The 21204-nt window shown below is 38.6% G+C and carries 21 protein-coding genes and 1 riboswitch; of the genes, 1 reads left to right on the forward strand and 20 read right to left on the reverse strand.

Going from position 1 to position 21204, the window contains the following annotated elements:
* Both K364_RS0106775 and K364_RS0106780 read right to left on the reverse strand, forming a co-directional pair.
* On the reverse strand, positions 1-1611 hold the full coding sequence (locus K364_RS0106775) for a DAK2 domain-containing protein (protein WP_028307395.1): 1611 nt from the start codon (positions 1609-1611) through the stop codon (positions 1-3).
* Between the two features lie 12 nt (positions 1612-1623).
* On the reverse strand, positions 1624-1980 hold the full coding sequence (locus tag K364_RS0106780; RefSeq protein ID WP_028307396.1) for an Asp23/Gls24 family envelope stress response protein: 357 nt from the start codon (positions 1978-1980) through the stop codon (positions 1624-1626).
* Between the two features lie 311 nt (positions 1981-2291).
* Here K364_RS0106780 and rpmB point away from each other — a divergent pair, with 311 nt between their 5' ends.
* Positions 2292-2480, forward strand: coding sequence for a 50S ribosomal protein L28 (rpmB, locus tag K364_RS0106785; RefSeq protein WP_084295566.1), 189 nt, complete (start codon positions 2292-2294; stop codon positions 2478-2480).
* A gap of 68 nt (positions 2481-2548) precedes the next feature.
* On the opposite strand, the gene yfcE is transcribed toward rpmB, so the two are convergent.
* The 18 genes from yfcE to sleB form a co-directional block, all read right to left on the reverse strand.
* Positions 2549-3103 carry a phosphodiesterase gene (gene yfcE, locus K364_RS0106790; RefSeq protein WP_028307398.1) on the reverse strand — a complete coding sequence of 185 codons (555 nt, stop codon included), beginning with the start codon at positions 3101-3103 and terminating at the stop codon, positions 2549-2551.
* Between the two features lie 17 nt (positions 3104-3120).
* Entirely contained in the window at positions 3121-3585 is a 465-nt protein-coding gene (gene ribH, locus K364_RS0106795; RefSeq protein WP_028307399.1) for a 6,7-dimethyl-8-ribityllumazine synthase, read from the reverse strand.
* Between the two features lie 16 nt (positions 3586-3601).
* Complete coding sequence (locus K364_RS0106800; protein ID WP_028307400.1) at positions 3602-4816, reverse strand: bifunctional 3,4-dihydroxy-2-butanone-4-phosphate synthase/GTP cyclohydrolase II; 1215 nt, start codon at positions 4814-4816, stop codon at positions 3602-3604.
* Between the two features lie 13 nt (positions 4817-4829).
* Positions 4830-5474, reverse strand: coding sequence for a riboflavin synthase (locus tag K364_RS0106805; protein WP_028307401.1), 645 nt, complete (start codon positions 5472-5474; stop codon positions 4830-4832).
* Positions 5475-6566, reverse strand: coding sequence for a bifunctional diaminohydroxyphosphoribosylaminopyrimidine deaminase/5-amino-6-(5-phosphoribosylamino)uracil reductase RibD (ribD, locus tag K364_RS0106810; protein ID WP_028307402.1), 1092 nt, complete (start codon positions 6564-6566; stop codon positions 5475-5477).
* Positions 6567-6637: 71 nt separating this feature from the next.
* Positions 6638-6757: riboswitch (FMN riboswitch) on the reverse strand.
* 36 nt (positions 6758-6793) lie between these two features.
* Entirely contained in the window at positions 6794-7456 is a 663-nt protein-coding gene (rpe, locus tag K364_RS0106815) for a ribulose-phosphate 3-epimerase (protein ID WP_028307403.1), read from the reverse strand.
* The gene (rsgA, locus tag K364_RS0106820) at positions 7456-8328 is read right to left on the reverse strand and encodes a ribosome small subunit-dependent GTPase A (RefSeq protein WP_028307404.1); all 873 of its coding nucleotides are present in this window, start codon (positions 8326-8328) and stop codon (positions 7456-7458) included. The genes rpe and rsgA overlap by 1 nt, the downstream gene beginning before the upstream one ends.
* Before the next feature lie 13 nt (positions 8329-8341).
* A complete protein-coding gene (gene pknB, locus K364_RS0106825) occupies positions 8342-10156 on the reverse strand; it encodes a Stk1 family PASTA domain-containing Ser/Thr kinase (RefSeq protein ID WP_028307405.1) in 1815 nt (604 codons plus the stop codon).
* 58 nt (positions 10157-10214) lie between these two features.
* Entirely contained in the window at positions 10215-10928 is a 714-nt protein-coding gene (locus tag K364_RS0106830; protein WP_028307406.1) for a Stp1/IreP family PP2C-type Ser/Thr phosphatase, read from the reverse strand.
* 86 nt (positions 10929-11014) lie between these two features.
* Positions 11015-12058, reverse strand: coding sequence for a dual-specificity RNA methyltransferase RlmN (rlmN, locus tag K364_RS0106835; RefSeq protein ID WP_028307407.1), 1044 nt, complete (start codon positions 12056-12058; stop codon positions 11015-11017).
* Between the two features lie 68 nt (positions 12059-12126).
* Positions 12127-13482 carry a 16S rRNA (cytosine(967)-C(5))-methyltransferase RsmB gene (gene rsmB / locus K364_RS0106840; protein ID WP_028307408.1) on the reverse strand — a complete coding sequence of 452 codons (1356 nt, stop codon included), beginning with the start codon at positions 13480-13482 and terminating at the stop codon, positions 12127-12129.
* Between the two features lie 20 nt (positions 13483-13502).
* Entirely contained in the window at positions 13503-14186 is a 684-nt protein-coding gene (locus K364_RS0106845; RefSeq protein WP_028307409.1) for a zinc metallopeptidase, read from the reverse strand.
* Between the two features lie 129 nt (positions 14187-14315).
* Positions 14316-15122, reverse strand: coding sequence for a DUF116 domain-containing protein (locus K364_RS0106850; RefSeq protein ID WP_028307410.1), 807 nt, complete (start codon positions 15120-15122; stop codon positions 14316-14318).
* Positions 15123-15133: 11 nt separating this feature from the next.
* Entirely contained in the window at positions 15134-16063 is a 930-nt protein-coding gene (gene fmt, locus K364_RS0106855; protein ID WP_028307411.1) for a methionyl-tRNA formyltransferase, read from the reverse strand.
* 9 nt (positions 16064-16072) lie between these two features.
* Complete coding sequence (def, locus tag K364_RS0106860; RefSeq protein WP_028307412.1) at positions 16073-16528, reverse strand: peptide deformylase; 456 nt, start codon at positions 16526-16528, stop codon at positions 16073-16075.
* Between the two features lie 34 nt (positions 16529-16562).
* On the reverse strand, positions 16563-19001 hold the full coding sequence (gene priA, locus K364_RS0106865; RefSeq protein ID WP_028307413.1) for a primosomal protein N': 2439 nt from the start codon (positions 18999-19001) through the stop codon (positions 16563-16565).
* A gap of 77 nt (positions 19002-19078) precedes the next feature.
* The gene (gene ypeB / locus K364_RS0106870; protein ID WP_028307414.1) at positions 19079-20440 is read right to left on the reverse strand and encodes a germination protein YpeB; all 1362 of its coding nucleotides are present in this window, start codon (positions 20438-20440) and stop codon (positions 19079-19081) included.
* 42 nt (positions 20441-20482) lie between these two features.
* The gene (gene sleB, locus K364_RS0106875) at positions 20483-21193 is read right to left on the reverse strand and encodes a spore cortex-lytic enzyme (protein WP_028307415.1); all 711 of its coding nucleotides are present in this window, start codon (positions 21191-21193) and stop codon (positions 20483-20485) included.
* Between the last annotated feature and the right edge of the window lie 11 nt (positions 21194-21204).

Below are 21204 nucleotides of genomic sequence, written 5' to 3' on the forward strand. Positions count from 1 at the left end.
CTACTCTGCTGAAATAATATAGTGGTATAATGGCTGTCCACCTTGATACAGCTCAAATTCAATGTCCGGATACCGGCTGCTAAAATCCCCTTGAAGGTTTTTAGCATCATCCTCACATATGTCTTTGCCATAAAAAACTGTAATTAATTCTGCTCCTTCTTTTTCTACAATTGTAGTAAGAAGCTCCATTGTTACAGTATTCAAATCTTTTCCTGTATGAATTATTTCTCCTTCTAGTATGGCTAAAATATCTCCCTGATTTATGTCAACATCACCATAAACCGTATCACGTACAGCATATGTTATTTCACCTGTTAAGACACTCTTATAATGTTCCAGCATATTTTTATGATTAGCCTCAATATCCTGGTTGGCATCATAGCCAAGCATTGCAGCCATTCCCTGGGGAAAGGTTTTAGTAGGTACAACCATAACCCTTTTTTCAGTCAGCTTGGCTGCCTGCTGGGCAGCCATAATTATGTTGCTGTTATTTGGCAAAACCAAAACTTTATCTGCTTTAATTGCGTTAATAGCGCCTAGTATGTCTTGAGTACTAGGGTTCATGGTCTGTCCACCTTCAATAACCTTATCCACACCCATACTCTCAACAATTCTTCCTAAACCATCCCCGGAAACCACAGCAACCACACCAATTTCCTTAACCTCCTCATGTATTTCATTAGAAATATATGGCTGTCTGCTCTGGTCTGTCATGTTTTCTATTTTTATGTCGTGGAGGGTTCCGTACTTTAGTCCAATTTCCAAAACATGCCCGGGATTATTGGTATGTATGTGAACTTTAAGAAGGCTTTTATCTCCCACCACTAGCGTACTGTCACCTAGTGGTCTTATTTCATCAAGTACTTCCTCTTCATTTAAATTTTGCCCCTTGATAACACATTCTGTGCAATAAATAAACTCTCCAACCTCTTCAATTTTTACAAATGAATGGGTTTCTTTAATAGGCTCTATTTCAATATCCCCTATGTCCTTGCCTTCAAGGAAATTTGCAATTCCTTGAAGAATCACAATTAAGCCCTTGCCCCCTGCATCTACAACACCTGCCTTGGCCAGTACTGGTAATAATTCAGGTGTTTTATCCAATGCTCTTTCACCTGCCATAATGCCCTTATTCAATAACATATTAATATCCTTGCTATCATAGCTTGCATCCTTAATACCCTGGGCTACAGCCTTGGCAACTGTTAAAATAGTTCCTTCTACAGGCTTTAATACTGCTTTGTAGGCCATCTTTACTGCTTTGTCAGATGCTCGAACAAAGTCCTTGTAATCTATTTCTTTATTATTCTCCAACTCACTGGTAAAGCCGCGAAAAAGCTGGGATAAAATCACACCTGAGTTCCCCCGTGCACCCATTAAAGCTCCCTTGGAAAGGGCTTTTACCAATGGACCTACTTCATTTCCTTCTACAATCTCCATCTCCTTTACTGCACTAGAGACCGTCAAGTACATATTTGTCCCTGTATCACCGTCAGGTACAGGAAAAACATTCAAGTAGTTTATCTGCTCTTTATATTTTACTAAATTTGCAAAACCTGCTCTCATGGCAGCTTTTAGCTTTTCTCCATTAATTGAATATATATTTTGCAATATTTTTACCCCCTATTCCACTACCTTAACTCCCTGTACTTTTATGTTTACCCTTTCCACATTGGCACCTGTCATTTCTTCAATGGTATAGTGCACCTTTTCCATAACATTTTGAGCTACCTCTGATATTTTGGTGCCATACATTACTATGATGCTCACCTCGATAATTAACCTGTTCCCGTCAACTACTTCCACCTTAACTCCCTTGCGGGTTTCTTTCCTAATTAAGTCTGAAATTCCTTCACTAATACCAGCTGATGGAATACCAGCCAGGCCATAACATTCTAGAGCAGCCTTACTGGCAATACTTGTAATAACTTCTTTAGATATCTCAATATTGCCCTTGTCATTCTTTAACTGAAAACTCATAATTTAAACCCCCTTATAGATACTCTTTATAGTGACAAAATATTGGCTATGCATTATTATGTTCACTACTAGCTTACCCCTATTGCACCATGATAAGAATTTATTAAGGCAGTTTCATTTTTCATTTTACATTAATTCAACAATAAATACTATTACCCTGCTTTTTAAATAATATTTTAATTAAAGTGGATAATAACTTGTAAACTATAGTATTTTTTGATAAAATGCTGGAAGATTGTTTTTTAAAAACGAATCTGTACTTAAATAAAGTACTAAACAATAAGGCAACTCAGTTTAAGGAGGTGTTCAATGTGGCCAAGTGTACAGTTTGTGGAAAGGGTGTTTCTACAGGTCATAAGGTTAGCCACTCTAACATTAAAACAAAGAGGCAGTGGAAACCTAACATTCAAAGGGTTAAAGCTGTTGTTAGAGGAACTAAAAAAAGAATTGATGTATGTACTCGTTGCTTGCGTTCAGGCAGGGTTCAAAGAGCCATATAGCAGGGTAATTAATGTAAAAAAAGAAAAGGTTGAGAATATTTAATCTCAACCTTTTTTTGTTTGCTTGCCTACTTAATTTCTATTTTATTAATTATTTGCCCACCTAAATTTTTTAGATAAACTGACCCGTTTTCCAACAAACAATAGGTTGCAGCCCTGGGTTGGTTTTTTGGCAGGCTGCAGCTGCCTGGATTGACATAAATATACCTATCAATTCTCTTTAATAGGGGAACATGGGTATGGCCAGTTACAAAGATATGAGCTTTAAATTTTTCCATCAAGTCATCCACACCGTTATCATCAATATCATGTCCATGGTGAACAAGAAACCTTAGCCCTTGTATTTGAGTAAAAAGAGGTGAAGGTTGAATTGGGACTTTTAAAACCATTTGATCAACATAGGCATCACAATTACCCTGGGCTATAATAATGGGCACCTCACATTTGTTAAGCTCGGCAGCCAGTACAGCTGGATCATACTCTGGCTTAATTGGATTTCGAGGCCCATGGTACAAAACATCCCCTCCATGCAGAATTAAATCACATACAGAAAAGTCCAATTCCCATATTTTACGCCACGCCTCCAGGTCCCCATGGGTATCACTAATTATTCCTATTTTCACAGATTAGCCCCCTTGTATTAACCCATGCTCTTCATAAGGTTAGCCATCTCAATTGCACCAAGGGCTGCTTCCCAACCCTTGTTGCCAGCTTTAGTGCCTGCCCTTTCAATTGCCTGCTCGATGGTATCAGCTGTAATTACTCCATAAATGACGGGCTTATCTAAGTTGAGGCTTACTAATGCTACTCCCTTGGTGACTTCGCTTGATACATAGTTAAAATGTGGTGTGGCACCTCTAATGACAGCCCCCAAACATATAACGGCATCATAGTCCTTTTGTGCTAGTTTCTGAGCAGCTAACGGAATCTCAAATGCTCCTGGAACCCAGGCAACATCGATCCTGTCACTACTAGCACCATGTCTTATAAGACAATCCATGGCCCCAGATAAAAGCTTGTTTGTAATAAATTCATTGAAACGAGAAATAACTATCCCAAACTTTAAATCTTCTGCTAAGAGCTTTCCTTCATACACCTTTCCCATATTATCGCCTCCTGCTCTATTTATTTGATATATCATGCAAAATATGTCCTAACTTTTGCTTTTTAGTTGTAAGGTATTTTAAGTTTGAGGGGCAGGGTGAAATTTCCAGGGGTACTCTTTCAACCACCTGCAGCCCATATCCCTCTAAACCGGCAATTTTTCTTGGGTTATTGGTAAGAAGCCGGATATTTTTAACTCCAATATCTGCCAATATCTGGGCGCCTATACCATAGTCTCTTAAGTCATCTGGGAAACCAAGAAGCTCATTTGCTTCTACTGTATCCTTACCTTCATCCTGTAATTTATAGGCTCTAAGCTTGTTTATTAAACCTATACCCCTGCCTTCCTGCCTCATATATAAAAGTACGCCTTTTCCTTCTCTTGCAATCATCTGCATTGCAGCATCTAATTGGTCGCCACAGTCACACCTGCTTGAGCCAAATACATCTCCTGTCAGACATTCGGAATGCACTCTAACTAGTATGGGTTCATCTCCCTTTACATTTCCCTTTACCAGGGATAGGTGAGATCCCTTTTCAAAAATATCTTCATATACTGAAACCAGAAATTCACCATATTTGGTAGGCAGTTTAGTAGTTACTTCTTTTTTTACAAGCATTTCAGTCTTTCTTCTATAATTAATCAAATCAGCAATGGTAATGATTTTTAAATCATATTCTTTTGCGAATTCCATAAGCTGGGGTACCCTGGCCATGGTTCCATCATCACCCATTATCTCACATATTATGCCTGCAGGATAAAACCCAGCAAGCCTGGCTAGGTCTACAGATGCTTCAGTATGACCAGCCCTCCTAAGTACACCCCCTTCCTTATACCTTAAAGGGAAAATATGTCCAGGTTTACGCAAATCCTTGGGCTGCGTGCTGTCATCAAGGATCTTTTTAATAGTCAAAGCTCTTTCATATGCAGAGATACCTGTCGTTGTCTCCCAGGCATCTACAGAAACTGTAAAGGCTGTTTCATGAGTGTCTGTATTATGATGTACCATTGGCTGAATATCTAACTCATCCAATCTTGAACCAATAATAGGCATGCATATTAAACCCTTTCCCTTTGATGCCATAAAGTTAATTGCCTCTGGAGTAACACACTCTGCAGCCATAACCAGATCACCTTCATTTTCCCTGTCCTCATCATCTACTACAATGATCATTTTGCCGCTTTTAATATCTGCAATTGCTTCTTCTATAGTATTAAAGTTAATGGTCATATATTATTGCCCCCTATATAAAGCCATTTTCTATAAGCTTTTGGTAAGTTACACCTTTATCCTGATTTTGTTGACTACTTAGTAATCTTTCTATATATTTTGCCAGCATATCCACTTCTAAATTGACAGTATCGCCAATCTTTTTTACACCTAGAGTGGTTTTTTCCCTTGTATGGGGTATTAAAGATACACTAAAGCTTTTATCTAGTACATCCACTATTGTCAGGCTAATCCCATCTATACTGACGGATCCTTTTCTTATAAGATATTTAATTATTTCCCTATTTGTTTCAATTTCAATGACCTCTGATATCTCAAATACATCTTTTTTAACTATAGTGCCAACACCATCCACGTGACCTGATACCATATGCCCATCAAGCCTTCCACCAAGCTGCAATGCTCTTTCAAGATTAACCCTGGTTCCTGGCAGTAAGCTTTTAAAATTTGTTTTTTGAATAGTTTCCCACATTACCTCAACAGTAAATCCATGGGTTTCTTTTTTTATAACTGTCAAGCACACTCCATTTACAGCAATACTATCCCCAACCTTGACCTCTTCTAAATTTATTTTTGTGCTAATTGTTAGTCTTGCTGATTTAGCTCCCCTGTCAATTTCTCTCACTTCACCTAAATCTTCAATCAAGCCTGTAAACATTTAAAACAACTCCCTATAGCAAGTTAGCAGCAAGTCCTTCCCAAGAAATCTGGTTTCTTTCCACTTCATTTTTATTGCATCATCCATGGCTTCAATTCCATCTCCACCTATTAAAGGTACTCCCTTTCTGCCTCCAATTATTTTGGGAGCTATAAACATATAGTATTTATCTACAAAATCTTCTTGAAAAAATGACCAGATTATATCAGCTCCACCTTCCACCAAAACACTGCTTATCTGCCTTTGTGCTAATGTGGTCATTACAAAATCTATGCTTACCCTAGTTTGCCCCTTTTGCTCAATAACTTCAACGCCTTTTTCTGCAAGCTCCATAATTTTTTCCTGGTTATTTGCAGCTGTAAAAACAATCAAAGGAGCTGTAGGAGATGAATCAATTATTTTTGCATCTGATGGTATCCTTAGTTTTGAATCTAATAGAATTCTAATTGGATCCCTTATATATGGACTGTTTATCCGACAGTTCAGGGATGGATTGTCTGCCAGAACAGTATTTATTCCCACCAGAATAGAATCATATTCATGCCTTAGTTGATGGACATATTCTCTGGCTAGAGGACCAGTAATCCACTTTGAATTTCCTGTCCTTGTGGCTATCTTTCCATCAAGGGTACATGCCACCTTCACAGCAGCAAAGGGCTTCCCAGTGGTAATATATTTAATGAAGATTTCGTTTAAGGCTTTAGCCTCTTCCTCCATTACCCCAGTTACAACCTCTATTCCCTTGTCTCTTAAAAGCTTTATTCCCCTGCCTGAAACTAAAGGATTAGGATCCTCCATTGCAACCACAACCCTGGAAACTCCCGCACGTATTATAGCCTCTGTACAGGGAGGAGTCCTGCCATGGTGTGAACAGGGTTCTAGACTTACATATAAAGTTGCGTTTTTTGCCAAATGCCCTGCTTCCTCCAAGCAGAACACCTCAGCATGTGGGCCTCCAGCCTCTTTATGATAGCCCTCCCCAACTATTTGCTCGTTATTTACAAGAACAGCCCCTACCATGGGATTTGGGGAAACAAGTCCCTTGCCCTTGACAGCTAGGTTTAAGGCTCTTTCCATATAATATATATCCATTGAATCACCCCTGCATGGAAAATAAAAAAACCTACCATAAGGATAGGCTTATATATCACAAATACATATAAAGCCCCCCTCTCCCATCCAGACTATTACTGTCGGTACCGGAATCTCACCGGTTCAACCAATCACATTGGCTCACGGACTTTACCGCCGGTAGGGAATCTCACCCTGCCCCGAAGGAGTACTCAAATATTGCTCTCGTACAAGTATAGCATAAAGAATTATTTGGCACAATTGTATTTTAATTTTTGTATGGCTTCCTCAATATTATTAGAGTTGAAGATATATGATCCTGCCACCAATATATCAGCACCTGCATTTAGCACAGCTTGTGCATTCTTATCAGAAATACCACCATCAACCTGAATATTATATGAGTACCCGCCCATCTTCTTCCAGGCAAAAAGGGTTCTGATTTTCTCAAGAGAACTATTAATAAACTTTTGTCCACCAAAGCCAGGATTGACTGACATAACTAATATGAGATCAACCTCCTCAAGAACATATTGAACTGTCTCTAGAGGAGTAGCCGGATTAAGTGCTACTCCAGCTTTAATGCCATAATCCTTGATGCTCTGGATTAGCCGATGTAGATGTTTAGTTGTTTCCACATGTACTGTTATTAGATCTGAGCCAGCATCCACAAACTCTTTAATATATTTTTCGGGTTGTTCTATCATTAAGTGGCTGTCGAAAAATAAGGATGAATGCTTTCTTATGCTGCCTATCAATGGTGGACCAAAAGTAATATTTGGCACAAAATGACCATCCATCACATCCAGATGAAGCCAATGAGCACCCGCTTTTTCAACTAATGCCACCTGTTCCCTCAACATAGAGAAATCTGCTGACAAAATGGAAGGAGCAACTTTTACATTTTCCATCAAAATTTCCTCTCCTGTGCAATTATTTCTTCTAAAAACTCTAGATAATTATCATATCGCCATTTTGGCATTAGACCTGACTCTACGTTTTCTCTTACCCTGCAGCCCGGTTCCTGCTTATGGAGACAAGATGAAAATTTGCAGTTCTGCTGAACCCTTTCTATTTCAGGAAATAAAAACCTTAGTTCTTCTCTTTTTAGCTCCATTGGAAGATGCAGTCTGCTAAATCCAGGTGTGTCTGCAACCAGGCCTCCACCACTTAAAGGAAGTAGTTGAACATATCTGGTAGTATGTTTGCCAATTTCCACCTTTGAGCTAACTGCACCTATTTTCAATGAAAGTTCTGGTTCAAGAGCATTTATTAAGCTTGATTTTCCAACCCCTGACAGACCTGCAAGGACTGTAATCTCATTATTTAGAAAGCATTGAAGCTCATCTATTCCCTTCTTCTCCTTCACACTTGTAAATACTATTGTATAGCCAATTTTCTTATATTCATTCGCCAGGGAAACACTATTATCATCTGCTATATCTGTTTTATTAAAGGCAATAAGTGACTTTAAGTTGGAATAGGATCCCAGCACCAAAAGCCTATCTAAAAGTGTCCAATTTGGATAGGGGGCCTTTAAAGACATTACAATTAATAATTGGGTCACATTAGCAACAGCCGGCCTATAGAGCTCTGTTACTCTGGGTTTAATATTTTCTATAACACCCTGGTTTTCATTTACCCTGGTAAACTCAACCTTATCACCAGCTATTACATCTGCTTTTTTTAGTCTGTGTTTTCCCCGGAGTCTGCATTCCCATATTTTGTTGTCAGATTGTACATAATAAAAACTGCTATACCTGCTTAAAACAATACCTTCCAGAGTTTATCTCCTCCTATGACGGAACTGGTCTTTCGTGGATTAGAACATCATCCTGATATATTTTAACTACCCCATGCCCATAAAATTGTACCACTGTTTTTATATAATCACCTGGCTGGTGTCTTCTTAAATACTCTTCACGAATTCCCTTTAAATCTTCAACAACTATCCTAATAACATGCTCCTGACCATCATTTGATACAGTCATGGTTACTGTTGCTGTTTGTGCTCTAGGACCTGGCCCCCTGCTGACTACCAGGTTGACAGTACTGCCTTGCAGGATAGTATTACCAGGAGTAATGTCCTGACTAACCACCTGTCCTGTAAAGTACTGGTCACTATCCTGATATGATATTATGCCAAGATTTAGCCTTTTTTCTCTTAAGGTATTTTCAGCCTCTGCCAGGGCTAGTCCCCTAAGATCAGGCATTGGTATATTTTCCAGCCTGGGGCCCTTGCTCACTACCAGAGAAACCCCGGCTCCCATATCCTGCATAACTCCACCTAGAGGGCTCTGACCAATCACTCTTCCTACAGGATGTTCTTCACTAAATACCTCTTCAATTTGCTCATCAACGGTTAAATTAGCATTTTCAATCCTTATTCTGGCAGTACGAATATTATCACCTATCACATCAGGAACCTCTACTTGTCTAGGTCCCATACTAATTTCCAGTCTTACCAATCTACCCTTTCTTACAATACTATCTGGTTTTGGATTCTGATCTATTACATGGTTCTTGGGTATTGAGGAATGAAATCTTTCACCACCTAATTCTACCTTTAGTCCTTCTTTTTCAAGAATTCTGCCAGCTTCCTCTAAACTCATTTCAATTACGTCCGGCACCCTTATTTCATCTACTTTTATTAGCTCCTGCACTGCAAAAAATCCACCCACTAACAGCCCTATAACTAGCAGACCTATTAGGATCCATCCAACTGGTTTCAATCGCTTTTTGTTTTTTGTAATATTAGATGGATGCTTCCTTCTTTCCATATCAGTAAATACATGATTGTCACTCAATTTTTCTAAATAAGACTTCATTTCCCCAGCACTTGAGAACCTTCTATCTTTATCTCTTTCCATTGCTCTCAAAATTATAAATTCCAAATTCGGATTAATACTAGGGTCTATTTCAGTTGGTTTTTTTGGAGAATCCTGTATATGCTTTAAGGCAATTGTTATAGCGCTTTCACCCTCATAGGGTATATGTCCTGTTACCATTTCATATAGCACAACACCTGCTGAATATAAATCTGATTTATAATCTGTTATATCTCCCTTTGCTTGTTCAGGTGAAAGATAATGGACTGACCCCATAAACTCACCAGTATAGGTAACGGTAGCTTCAGTCACCGCCCTTGCTATTCCAAAATCTGTTACCTTAACTTTTCCTGTATTGGTAATTAAAATATTGTGAGGCTTAATGTCCCTGTGGACAATTTGATTGCTATGAGCATGGTCTAATGCGTCACAAATCTGAATTCCAATGTTAACTATTTTATCCTGACTTAAGGGAGCATGCTTAGAAATATATTCCTTGAGGTTTATCCCTTCTACATATTCCATCACTAAATATTGGATCTCTTTTTCAATACCCACATCATAAATGCTAACAATATTTGGATGGGAAAGACGGGCCACTGCCTGGGCTTCCCTTCTAAATTTTTTTACAAACTCTTCATCACTAGCATATTGCTCACGCAATATTTTAATTGTAACCTGCCTGTCCAAAAGAGTATCTAAACCCTTGTAGACCTCGGCCATACCTCCGCCACCAAGTTTAGTTAATAGTTTATAGCGATTTCCTAACACCCTATCAACCATATTAGGTCACCTCAATCTGTGTATAAAATAAGACAAAAGAAGTCCCTGTGCCTTACTTTTATTTCTTGACTAGAACTACAGTAACGTTATCGCTGCCCCCGCTTTTTAAAGCAGAATCAACCAATATGTCTACTGCATCTTTTACTGGGTTTTCCAGGACTATGTGACTAATTTCATCATTACTTACCATATTAAAGAGGCCATCAGTACATAAAAGGATTATATCGCCCATATGAACCTCATGTGTAACCACATCTATATCTACTTGAGGAGCACATCCAATAGCTCTCATTAAAAGATTTCTTTGGGGATGATTAAGGGCATCTTCTTCTGTGATGCCACCATTACGCAGAAGCTCGCCAACATAGGAGTGATCATCAGTTAGCTGGGAAATACCGTTTACATTTATTAAATAGGCCCTACTATCACCAACATGTCCAATATAAGCAACTCCGTCATCATCCATATGCATAAAGGTCATGGTGGTACCCATACCTAGTGTCTCAGGATAGAGACTGGTATGTTCAAAGACAGCTTTGTTGGCCGCTGACATTGATTGAACTACAAGCTGAGCCTTATCAGGATACTTATTATAATTATTTTCAAAAAACCTCTCCGCTGATTTAATAGCAATGGTACTTGCAAGCTGTCCGGCATTATGTCCTCCCATTCCATCAGCTACAATAAATAATTTTTTGTAATGGTTGATTAATAAGGAGTCTTGATTTTCCTGTCTTAGTCCTTTTTTTGATAATCCCGCTGCTTCAATCATTTTTACACCACCAATGTTATACTTATGCTAATACATACTCCAGTACCAAGTATATATTTTCGACTAAAGGTGCCATTTTCCTCTTTTTAATCATTTCCATTAGTGCTAGCCTTTAATTGACCACATGCTGCATCAATATCTGCACCCTTTTCACTTCGTACAACTGTTTCTATTCCCTTGGACTGAAGCATTTGAGCAAAATTAGCTATAACCCTCCCATTTGGCCTCTTCATTGCTGTTCCTGCTACCTGATTAGCAGGTATTATGTTAACATTGCAAAGCAGGCCTTTTAACAGTACAGCTAATTCCTTTGCATGGGAGATACTGTCATTTAAATCCTTAACCAGTATATACTCAAAGGTGACTTTCCTGTTAGTCTTATTTATAAAGTACTTAACAGCTTGTAATAAGTCCTCCAGTGGGTACTTTTTATTAATGGGCACTAATACATTTCTTAACTCATTATTTGCGGCATGTAAGGAAATTGCAAGGGTTAAGGGTATTTTCTCCTCTGAGAGCTTTTTAATCTCAGGTACTAAGCCGCAGGTAGAGATTGTTATTTTACGTGAACTGAAATTTAAACCCACCTCATCTGTTATGATTTTAATGGATTTTAAAACACTCTTATAATTTAGCAATGGTTCTCCCATGCCCATATATACAATGTTATCTATTTTTCCATGTGCCTTGCTTACTGCTAGAATCTGGCCTACAATTTCTCCAGCTGATAAGTTTCGTTTTAGTCCCATTTTGCCGGTGGCACAAAATACACATCCTATTGGGCAGCCCACCTGAGAGGATATGCAAAGGGTCTTTCTTTGTTTTACGGCTTTCCCCCCATGAAACATTAAAACTGTTTCAATTGTCTGTTCATCAACCAGCTCAAGCAAAAATTTTGCAGTTCCATCAATTTTAGAAACCTGTTCTCTTATCACCTTTGGAAAGCTGCAGATATAATTATCCATTATCCATTGTTTAAGCCTAACAGGCAGGTTGGTCATTTCATTAATGTCATCAACATGCTTTGTATACAGCCATTGGTAAATTTGTTTGCCCCTGTATGCAGGAAAGCCTCCTTCTTTCAGAAGACTGTTTAATTCTTCCCTTGTATAGTTTAATATATATTCCATGTGCCCAACTCCCTCATAAAACTAGTATTCACCATAACAGTAAAAAAGTATTTAAGGGAGCCTTTAAACTAAGACTCCCTTACTAATCGCGCAATAAAAAATCCATCCATATTATGCCTTTGTGGTAGAATCTGCATATAGCCTATTTCAGCAGTATTTAATAAATGAGGATCTTTAGTCAATTCATGGGGAATATGGGGTAAGAGACTATTAAAACTAAAAGCCCTATTATTTTTCAAAAATTTTTCCACAACATCATAGTTTTCCTCATGAGTTATTGTACATGTACTGTAAACCAAGACACCCCCAGGCTTTAAACATTTTGCTGCACCCTCAATGATTTCCAACTGCAGCCTTGATAATTCCTTGATCTGCTGCTGGTTTTTTCTCCAACGCAGGTCGGCTCTTCTTCTTAAAACTCCTATTCCTGAACAGGGAACATCAAGCAAAAGGTAATCAATTTTTCCTGCAAACAGATTACCAATTTTTTGAGCCTCCTGCTTTTGAGTCTGAATAGAATTAATGCCTAATCTCCTAGCATTTTGTTCAATTAGCTTTAGCTTATGACTGTGAATATCAAAGGCCAGAATTGTACTGTTATCACCTGTTAATTGTGCAAGATGAGTAGTCTTTGACCCTGGAGCTGCACACCCATCAATAATGGTGGAGTGGGGTGCCGGATTTAAACACCTGGCAACCAGCATGGATGCCTCATCCTGCATGATAAACATGCCCTGGGCAAAGGCTTCAATTTTATCTAATTGTTCAAAATTTCCTATGTCCAAGCCTTCAGGGGCATAAAGGGTCTTTCTTACATTAATATCTCTGCTTATTAAAAGATCTATTAGCTGTTCCACTTGAATTTTGAGGGTATTGACCCTTATTATATTGGGAGCCTTGGAGTTGTTATGCCTGCACAATGCAATAGTTTCTTCAACACCATACTCCTCTACCCATCTTTTTATCAACCATTTGGGGTGGGAATAGACAACGGATATATGCAATACTGGATCATCCTGAAGATCTGGGTAGGGTATGTCATTCAGGTTTCTGGCAATACTTCGAAGAACGCCGTTTACAAACTTGACACTCCCCGGGTTTCCATGCTTTTTTGCCAGGTTAACAGATTCGTTACATGCTGCAGACACAGGAACCCTGTCTAAATACATTAACTGGTATATTCCTGTTAGAATAATATAATTAATCCATGGATCTATTTTCTTTTTGCTTACGAACCTGTCCCTTATCCACTCAAGGGTGTTCTTGTTTTTTACAGTTCCATAGACAATTTCAGTAATAAAACGACGCTCAAGGGGACTAAAATTAGTCTCCTTGAGCAGATTGTTTATGGCTATATTTGTATAAGCACCCTTTTCTAAAATTTCAAATACTGCTTTTAAAGCTGCATCTCTTACTTTGTCCATAGAGCATACTCCTATATATTTTAGTCTTCACCTAGAATTCTTGATAATATCAATAATCTAACAAGGTTTAATATGGCAGCTATTGCAGCAGCTACATAGGTTAAAGCTGCTGCTTTTAATACCTTTTGTACTCCTGTTACTTCCTGGGGAGCAATAAAGCCATGGGCCTGCAGCTGGCCAATTGCCCTGCTGCTGGCATTAAATTCAACAGGCAGGGTTACTATTTGAAACAATACTACTGCAGTAAAAAGGTAAATTCCTATATTCAAAAAAGAAGAGCTTCCCAATATTAATCCTAGTATTATTATTGGGAATGAAAGGGTCGAACCTATCTGAGCTACAGGAACAAAGGTTGATCTAAGCTCTAGGGGAAAATATCCATTGTTATGCTGAATTGCATGACCTACCTCATGGGCAGCCACCCCCAGGGAAGCCAGAGAAGTTCCTGAATATACCTCTGGTGATAAACGAACAGTTTTGGACTTTGGGTCATAATGGTCAGACAGTTTACCAGGGGTCATCTCAACTTTAACATCATACATGCCATTATTTGCAAGAATCCTTTGTGCTACCATTGCTCCATTTGCTCCCCTTGCAGAACCCACCTTAAGATACTTATTAAAGGTTGTTGTCACCTTGGCTTGCGCATAAATAGACAGTACTATTGCGGGTATTAAAAGTAATAGAGTAAGATCCATTAACATTAAAATCACCTCTTTTGTCATATTTTAATGTGAATACAAATACATATGTTATCCTTATTTATATTATACCACTTTTGTCAATATTAACATTAGTCTTCCTTAAATCTCCATATTATGGACATAATTTGTTCAGTTTACTGGTTTTTGATTTTGGGTTAAGGGAAAAGAAACTATATTGTTAGTTCCCTTATGCAGAAAAAACTCAATAGCGTCCTCTACGGCACTCATGCTGACCAGTGTATTAAAGCAGGGACCCTCCGGCCTAATATTAAGTATGCCCAAAACAGGCAAGGGTTTGCTGTCCTTTATTCCACTAGTTAAATCCCGCTCACAGGCGATTGCAATAACTGCCTTAGGTCTGGTTTGTTCTATAAACTTTCTTGCCAGGGTTCCGCCAGAAGCAACCACCAATTTGACTCCATACCTTTCAGCTATACCGTGCAAATCATCTATTGGGCATTGCCCACAACGAATGCAATTTGTAGATTCTATGGTAATTTTATGTGGACAACCACTATTTTGAAGACAATGGGGAGCTAAGATCATAATTTTTTCAGGAGAAATGGCCAATCTTTTACATTTCACAAGCTGATTATTAACTTCAATAAAGGAGCTCTTTATTGTGTGCTTATCAATTCCAAGTATTCTACCTATATATAATGCAACTGGAAACAAGGTGTTTACTGCTAGAAGCATTATGTTTTGCAAAATAGGAGGCATGTTTCGTTCCTTTAAAAGGGCAAATACCAATCCACCTATGCCGAACCCCATAATTAAAAGTATGCTGCAAAAGATAGCAATAATTGCTATAACAACTATTTGCTGATAAGTATCTGTACTCTTAAAAAATAAGTGCCAGCTAAATGCCAGCACTCCAAATAATAAGAGCAGGCTAAAGCTTATTAAGCCTATAAATATCCTTTTTCTAGATTTCATTTTTATACACCTCAGTCATTAAAGCATAATCCTTTTTTTAAAGCTTTACCTTTTAAAAAGTCACCGGCCCCCATCCTTCTCCTGCCCGGCTGCTGCAGCTCAACAAGCCTTATTATACCCTGACCAGCTTGTACATCAATACCTTGATCATAATCAACATTTATTATTGTTCCTGGGTCACCTTGTATATCTTCCAGGCTGATAATTGTACTCATCCAGACCTTAAGGCTCTCTTTCCCTAATTTTGTATATGCCCCGGGCCAGGGATTTAAGCCTCTTACAAGATTATGAACGTCAAAGGCAGATTTTTTCCAGCTGATCTTTTCCATTTCTCTTTGAATTTTTGGAGCATAGACTGCAAGTGAATCATCCTGTGGGATTTTTTCTATGCCGTTAGGCAGCCTTTTTAATACCTCAAGCATGAGTTCTGCTCCTTGTACAGATAGCTTATCATGAATATCTCCCAGGGTATCATTAATGTCAATCTTAACTGTGTATCTTCCTAGCATATCACCTGTATCCAGACCTTGATCCATTTGCATTATGGTAACACCTGTTTTATCATCACCGTTGATAATTGCCCAGTGAATTGGTGCTGCACCGCGATATTTTGGCAGCAGGCTGGCATGAACATTTAAACAGCCATATTTAGGCAGGTTGAGAATTTCTTCTGGGATTAATTGTCCATAAGCTACCACAACAATTACATCTGGAGAGATATTTTTGAGAACTTCAATCACGTCTTTGATCCTCGGCGGCTGCGCTACCTGCAAACCAAGCTTCTCAGCAGCCTTTTTTATAGGAGGAGCTTGAAGATTCTTACCTCTGCCCTTTTTCCTGTCAGGCTGAGTAATCACAAGGGGTATTTCAAAATTTGAACTGTATATTTTTTCCAGAGTAGGAACAGCAAAGTCAGGTGTTCCCATAAAAACAATCTTCATATCCATCACCTAATCTATCTTTTCAATATTATCTGCTATATCAATGAACAAGGTTCCATCCAAGTGGTCTATTTCATGCTGGAACGCCCTGGCTAACAAGCCCTTTGCTTCTATCTCAACCCTTTCACCATGTCGGTTGAGACCAGCCACCACAATTTTTTCGCCCCTTGGAACGTTACCCCGTACTCCTGGTATACTTAAGCAGCCTTCCACATCTATTTTAGTACCCTCTGAATTAACTATTTCAGGGTTGATAAGCTCTATAAGACCTTCACCTATATCAACTATAATCACACGTTTTGATACACCTACCTGTGGAGCTGCCAACCCTACTCCTAATGCATCCTTCATGGTCTCCTGCATATTATCTAACAGCTTTATAATACTTGAGTTAATATTTGGAACAGGCTTGGCCTTTTCCCTAAGTATATTATCTCCTACTTTAACGATTTGATATATGGCCATTTATAAATTCCCTCCCTTGTTAATGTTACATATTTTAGCCAAAGCTGTTGGGGTTTATATCTATATTAACATTTACCTTATTGCTGAATGGGTTTGCCTTATAAAACTCATCAAGACAACTTTTAATTATGGGTCTTAGATTAAGCCCCTTTTCGTACTTTAAAAGAAGTTGATATCTATATTCTCCCTTAATTTTAACCAAACCGCAAGGATTTGGGCCAAGAATTTGTACAGAGCTTGAATTTTTTTTATAATATATACTCTGCATCAAAAATCGGTGAAAGAAATCTGCTCCTTTATTTACATGTTCCTCTGTTTTACCTGTAAAAATAATTCTTATAATCTGGCTAAAGGGTGGATAGTTGTATTCTTTCCTAAAAGCTATTTCATCCTTATAAAAAGCAAGAAAATCCTGATTTTTTGCATGTATTATGCTTACGTCATCTGGGTTGAAGGTTTGTATTATCACTTTGCCTTCCCACTCACCCCTACCAGCTCTTCCTGCTACCTGGGTTAACAATTGAAAAGACTTTTCCCTGCTGCGAAAATCTGGAAGGTTTAAGGTCGTATCTGCTGCAATAACTCCCACAAGGGTTACATTAGGGAAATCAAGACCCTTAGCCACCATCTGGGTACCAATTAAGACATTTGTTTTTCCCTTAGAAAAATCATCCAAATAACTCTTCACAATCTCTTTTTTGTCAGAAATATCACCGTCTATTCTCATAATATTAACATCAGGATACAGGTTTTTAAATTCATGTTCAACCTTTTGTGTACCAATACCATATGGTTTCCAGTGGAGGGAACCACATTGGGGACAGCTCTTTGGGATAAGTTGATTGAAACCACAATAATGGCACTGCATTTTTTGGCTGGTATGGTGATATGTTAACGAAACATCACAGTTGATACAATTTAAGATAAAACCACAATCACGACAAAGGACAAAGGATGCAAATCCCCTTCTATTTAGGTACAATATGATTTGTTTATTATCAGCAAGAGTCTTCCCAATTTCTTGTTGTAATTTTCTGCTGAATATGCTCAGGTTTCCCTCTCTCAATTCATTTTTCATGTCTATTACTTCGACAGTTGGAAGCTTGTAATCATTTATCCTCTTTGACAGGCATAGTAGACCCATTTTCCCTGTTTGGGCGGCTAAAAATGTCTCCAAGGAAGGGGTGGCACTTCCAAAAAGAGCAGGGCAATTATGCCACATTGCTCTCTTTAATGCAACCTCTTTTGCATTATATTTGGGGTCGTTATCCTGTTTATAGCTGGTATCATGCTCTTCATCTATTATGATAGCCCCTAATTTTTTTACTGGAGCAAAAACTGCGGAACGAGCCCCAACAATTATTTTTTTATGTCCAAATTTAATTGCCTCCCATGCTTCATATCTTTCCTTTTGAGTTAGTTTGCTATGTAAAATTACCAAGTCATCTGCAAACCTGGCCCTAAGCCTTTTGACAATTTGTAATGTAAGAAAGATTTCCGGAAGGACAAGGATACACTGCAGCTTCTTTTTTAAGCAATGCTCCATAATTTCCATATAAACTTCAGTTTTGCCACTACCTGTAACTCCATATAAAACATAGGGAGTATACTTTTTATTATCAATATCCCCTGCTATCACCTCAAAAGCTTCTTGCTGATCTTTATTAAGACAAAAGGGCTTTATAATATGTGCTTCCTCTTGTTCATATTTTTCAATTGATATGATATCCCTTTCCATTAATCGTTTTATGACACTCGTGTCTATATTATTTATATCATTCAATTCCTGCACAGAAGAATTAAAGCCTTCCTGCAATACCTTTACAACCTCCCATTGTTTGGGAGCCCTTTTTTTTAAATAATTAACTTTCTCTGGATGGTCCAGTGCATCTAATTTAAGAACGGCCTTTAAAGAGCTCCAATCTGTTCTTCTTTCTTTGTGCTTTACCACATGGTGCTCTTCAATATATCCTTTGTCTAATAGCTCTTTATAGGCTTTTTTATAAGGCTTAAGCTCATTTTGCAGCACTTCACAGTCAAGCCACTGGTCCACGCCAGCAATTTTGCCCAATAATTCCCTGGCACTAGGAGATAAATTGCCTTTATCCCATGGTGCAGTAGCTTTAAACCTTTTCAGTATATTAGGAAAGGCACCAACAGGTATGAACATTTTTAGTGCTTTAATTTTGGTTGTTAAATAATAATGGCTTAACCACTCTGCAAGCTGCATCTCTTCGTCATCTAAACTCAAGGCAGAGCTAAATACATCTTCTATTTCTTTTAACTTATCGTGTTGTTTACCATGGGACAATTCAATCACATATCCATATTTTAATGCATTTCCAAAGGGTACAAGCACTAGGCTTCCTTCTGTCACAGCATTTATTAAATGTACAGGAACTAAGTATTGAAAGGGTCTGTCCAGAGATCTATGATTATTATTTATTATTACACTAGCGTATAATTCTTTCATTTTTCCATCCCACCCTCTAAATACATTATACCAAACTTGTACATATTGGGTGAAAAAAAGAGCATCGAAGATGCCCTTTACATTGTTATCAACCCAAAATCTGATTCAACATATCTTAAGATATTTAATTCCCTTCCAGTTTTTGCATCAATATAGATCAAGAATGGCATATGGCCCAAGCTGCCTTTAAATTCCCAGCAGTACGCCTCCTGGCCTGTGGGTAAGGGTATGACAACCTTCTGTAGTTTTTCAACGTGAAAGTTAGGATTTAACCTTGCCTGTGCCTCCGTTCCAGATAAGCCCTCTTCTGGCCATGACCTTTCTTGCTGCTTGGCTATTAAATAGTTTATTGCTTCAAAACCTGTAACCTGGCCACTATCTAATGCAACCTTTACTTTTATTAAGTGAGGGTAGATTAAAATTCCATCCCTTTCTTCCCCAAAGGAAACCACGGCTTGATTAAAGGTTCGCAGCACCCCTGTTGCCTTAAATGAAACATAACCCCTGGCTTCTAAGAATTGCTCTGCCTTTTCCTGGGCATCTTCCAGAGTAAGGTCACTTCCTCCTACTGAGCGATTGTTCAGCATCCAGGCAACATGTCCCCCTGCTTTGGTTATATCAAGTACAATCTGGTCACCAATGCTTCCCTGGACAGGTATGACCCTTACTGAAAAGACTTGAACCGGAGCTTTTTCATCACTTTCTGAAACTCTATAGCTCACCCTCTTCTCTTCAATACCAAGAAAATTACCTGCAATAGCTTTTGCATCTTCTCTGGTGATAAATTTCCCAGGTATCTCAACTGTTCTGTCAATGACCTGCTCTGAAAAAGGCCCATCATATATTAGTTGGGGAAAGGTCTGTATTTGCTCTTCTAAATTTGCAAAGGACTCCTCTGGTAGAGATCGAGTTGCCTGAGACCAGTCTCTGTGCTTTGCCATGGCAATGCTGCTCCATGGAAATCTATCTCCGCTTATGTCAATATGCAGCCTATGCAGCTGTTGGCTAATATCCAGGGCTTGTCCATGGAGCCTCTGAATTTGCTTCCTGTCATTATCCTCCATTATTTCTTGTCTATAGCCATTTGCTAATGTAAAGCAATAATCTCCAAGCTGATTTAAAAACTTTTGGGTTTGTATTAAGACATTTCTGCCCAGGGGAAGCTGAGCCAGGTCTCTTTGAGCCATATGTGCCTGCTGCCATGCCAGGGTTAATTGTAACTGCTCATAATCCCGGGTCCCTGATGCTAGAGCCTTTGACAATGCATTTTCAACCATTTGCATGCTCCCAGTCAGGTCATAATAAGCTCTCTGATAATGGGTCTCTTGCATAATTATAAGTTTATGTTTTTCTTTCTGCTGCATATTGCCCCAATATGCCGTAGATATTAGGGCTGCTGTTAATAAAACTACAGTGAGTGGGTGCCACCAATTTTTCAATTTCATCTAACTCCTATCTCTTTTTAAAGATATAAGTTGCCATCAAGTACCAAATACATGCTTCCCTATTCTCGTATGTATGGGTCTTGTCCATATCCATCTGGAAGTGGCAACAGCCGGATTCCAGTAATAGATAGCTCCATTGCTGGGATCCCATCCACTAAGGGCATCTGTAGCAGCTTTAAAAGCAGTAGGGTTAGGTTCTAACCAGATTTGTCCGTCACTTACTGATGTAAAAGCTCCTGGTTGAAATATTACGTCAGGAATGGAATTAGGAAAGGATGGATGGTTAACCCTGTTCATGATAACAGCAGCTATGGCCACTTGACCAACATACGGTTCTCCTCGTGCTTCACCATAAACTGCCCGGGCCAACAATAACATATCGTCACTAGATAAGGCAGGGACATTTTCCACTGCTGCTGCAACCTTGATGGTTGGTGTCTCCAGGCGATTAATTGTGGCTGTGTCAGCTACTCCAGTACCTCTTAAGCCTCTGCTTAGTTGAAACTGTCTAACTGCAGAGGCAGTCCTTGGACCATAAATACCGTTAATTATTCCAGGATTAAATCCCTTTTGACTTAACATTTCCTGCAAATCCTTAACATCTTCCCCTTTAGTGCCCCACTTTAACTCCCTCTCACCAAGGGCAGTGGCCTCTGCATGGCGAGGGTTTCCAACGGTTACTCCTATAAATGTAAAAATAATAATTATTGTAAATAAAACAACACTATTGTGGTATTTTTCCTTCAATGAAAGCCCTC

The sequence above is a fragment of the Desulfitibacter alkalitolerans DSM 16504 genome, from assembly GCF_000620305.1.
Classification (GTDB): domain Bacteria; phylum Bacillota; class DSM-16504; order Desulfitibacterales; family Desulfitibacteraceae; genus Desulfitibacter; species Desulfitibacter alkalitolerans.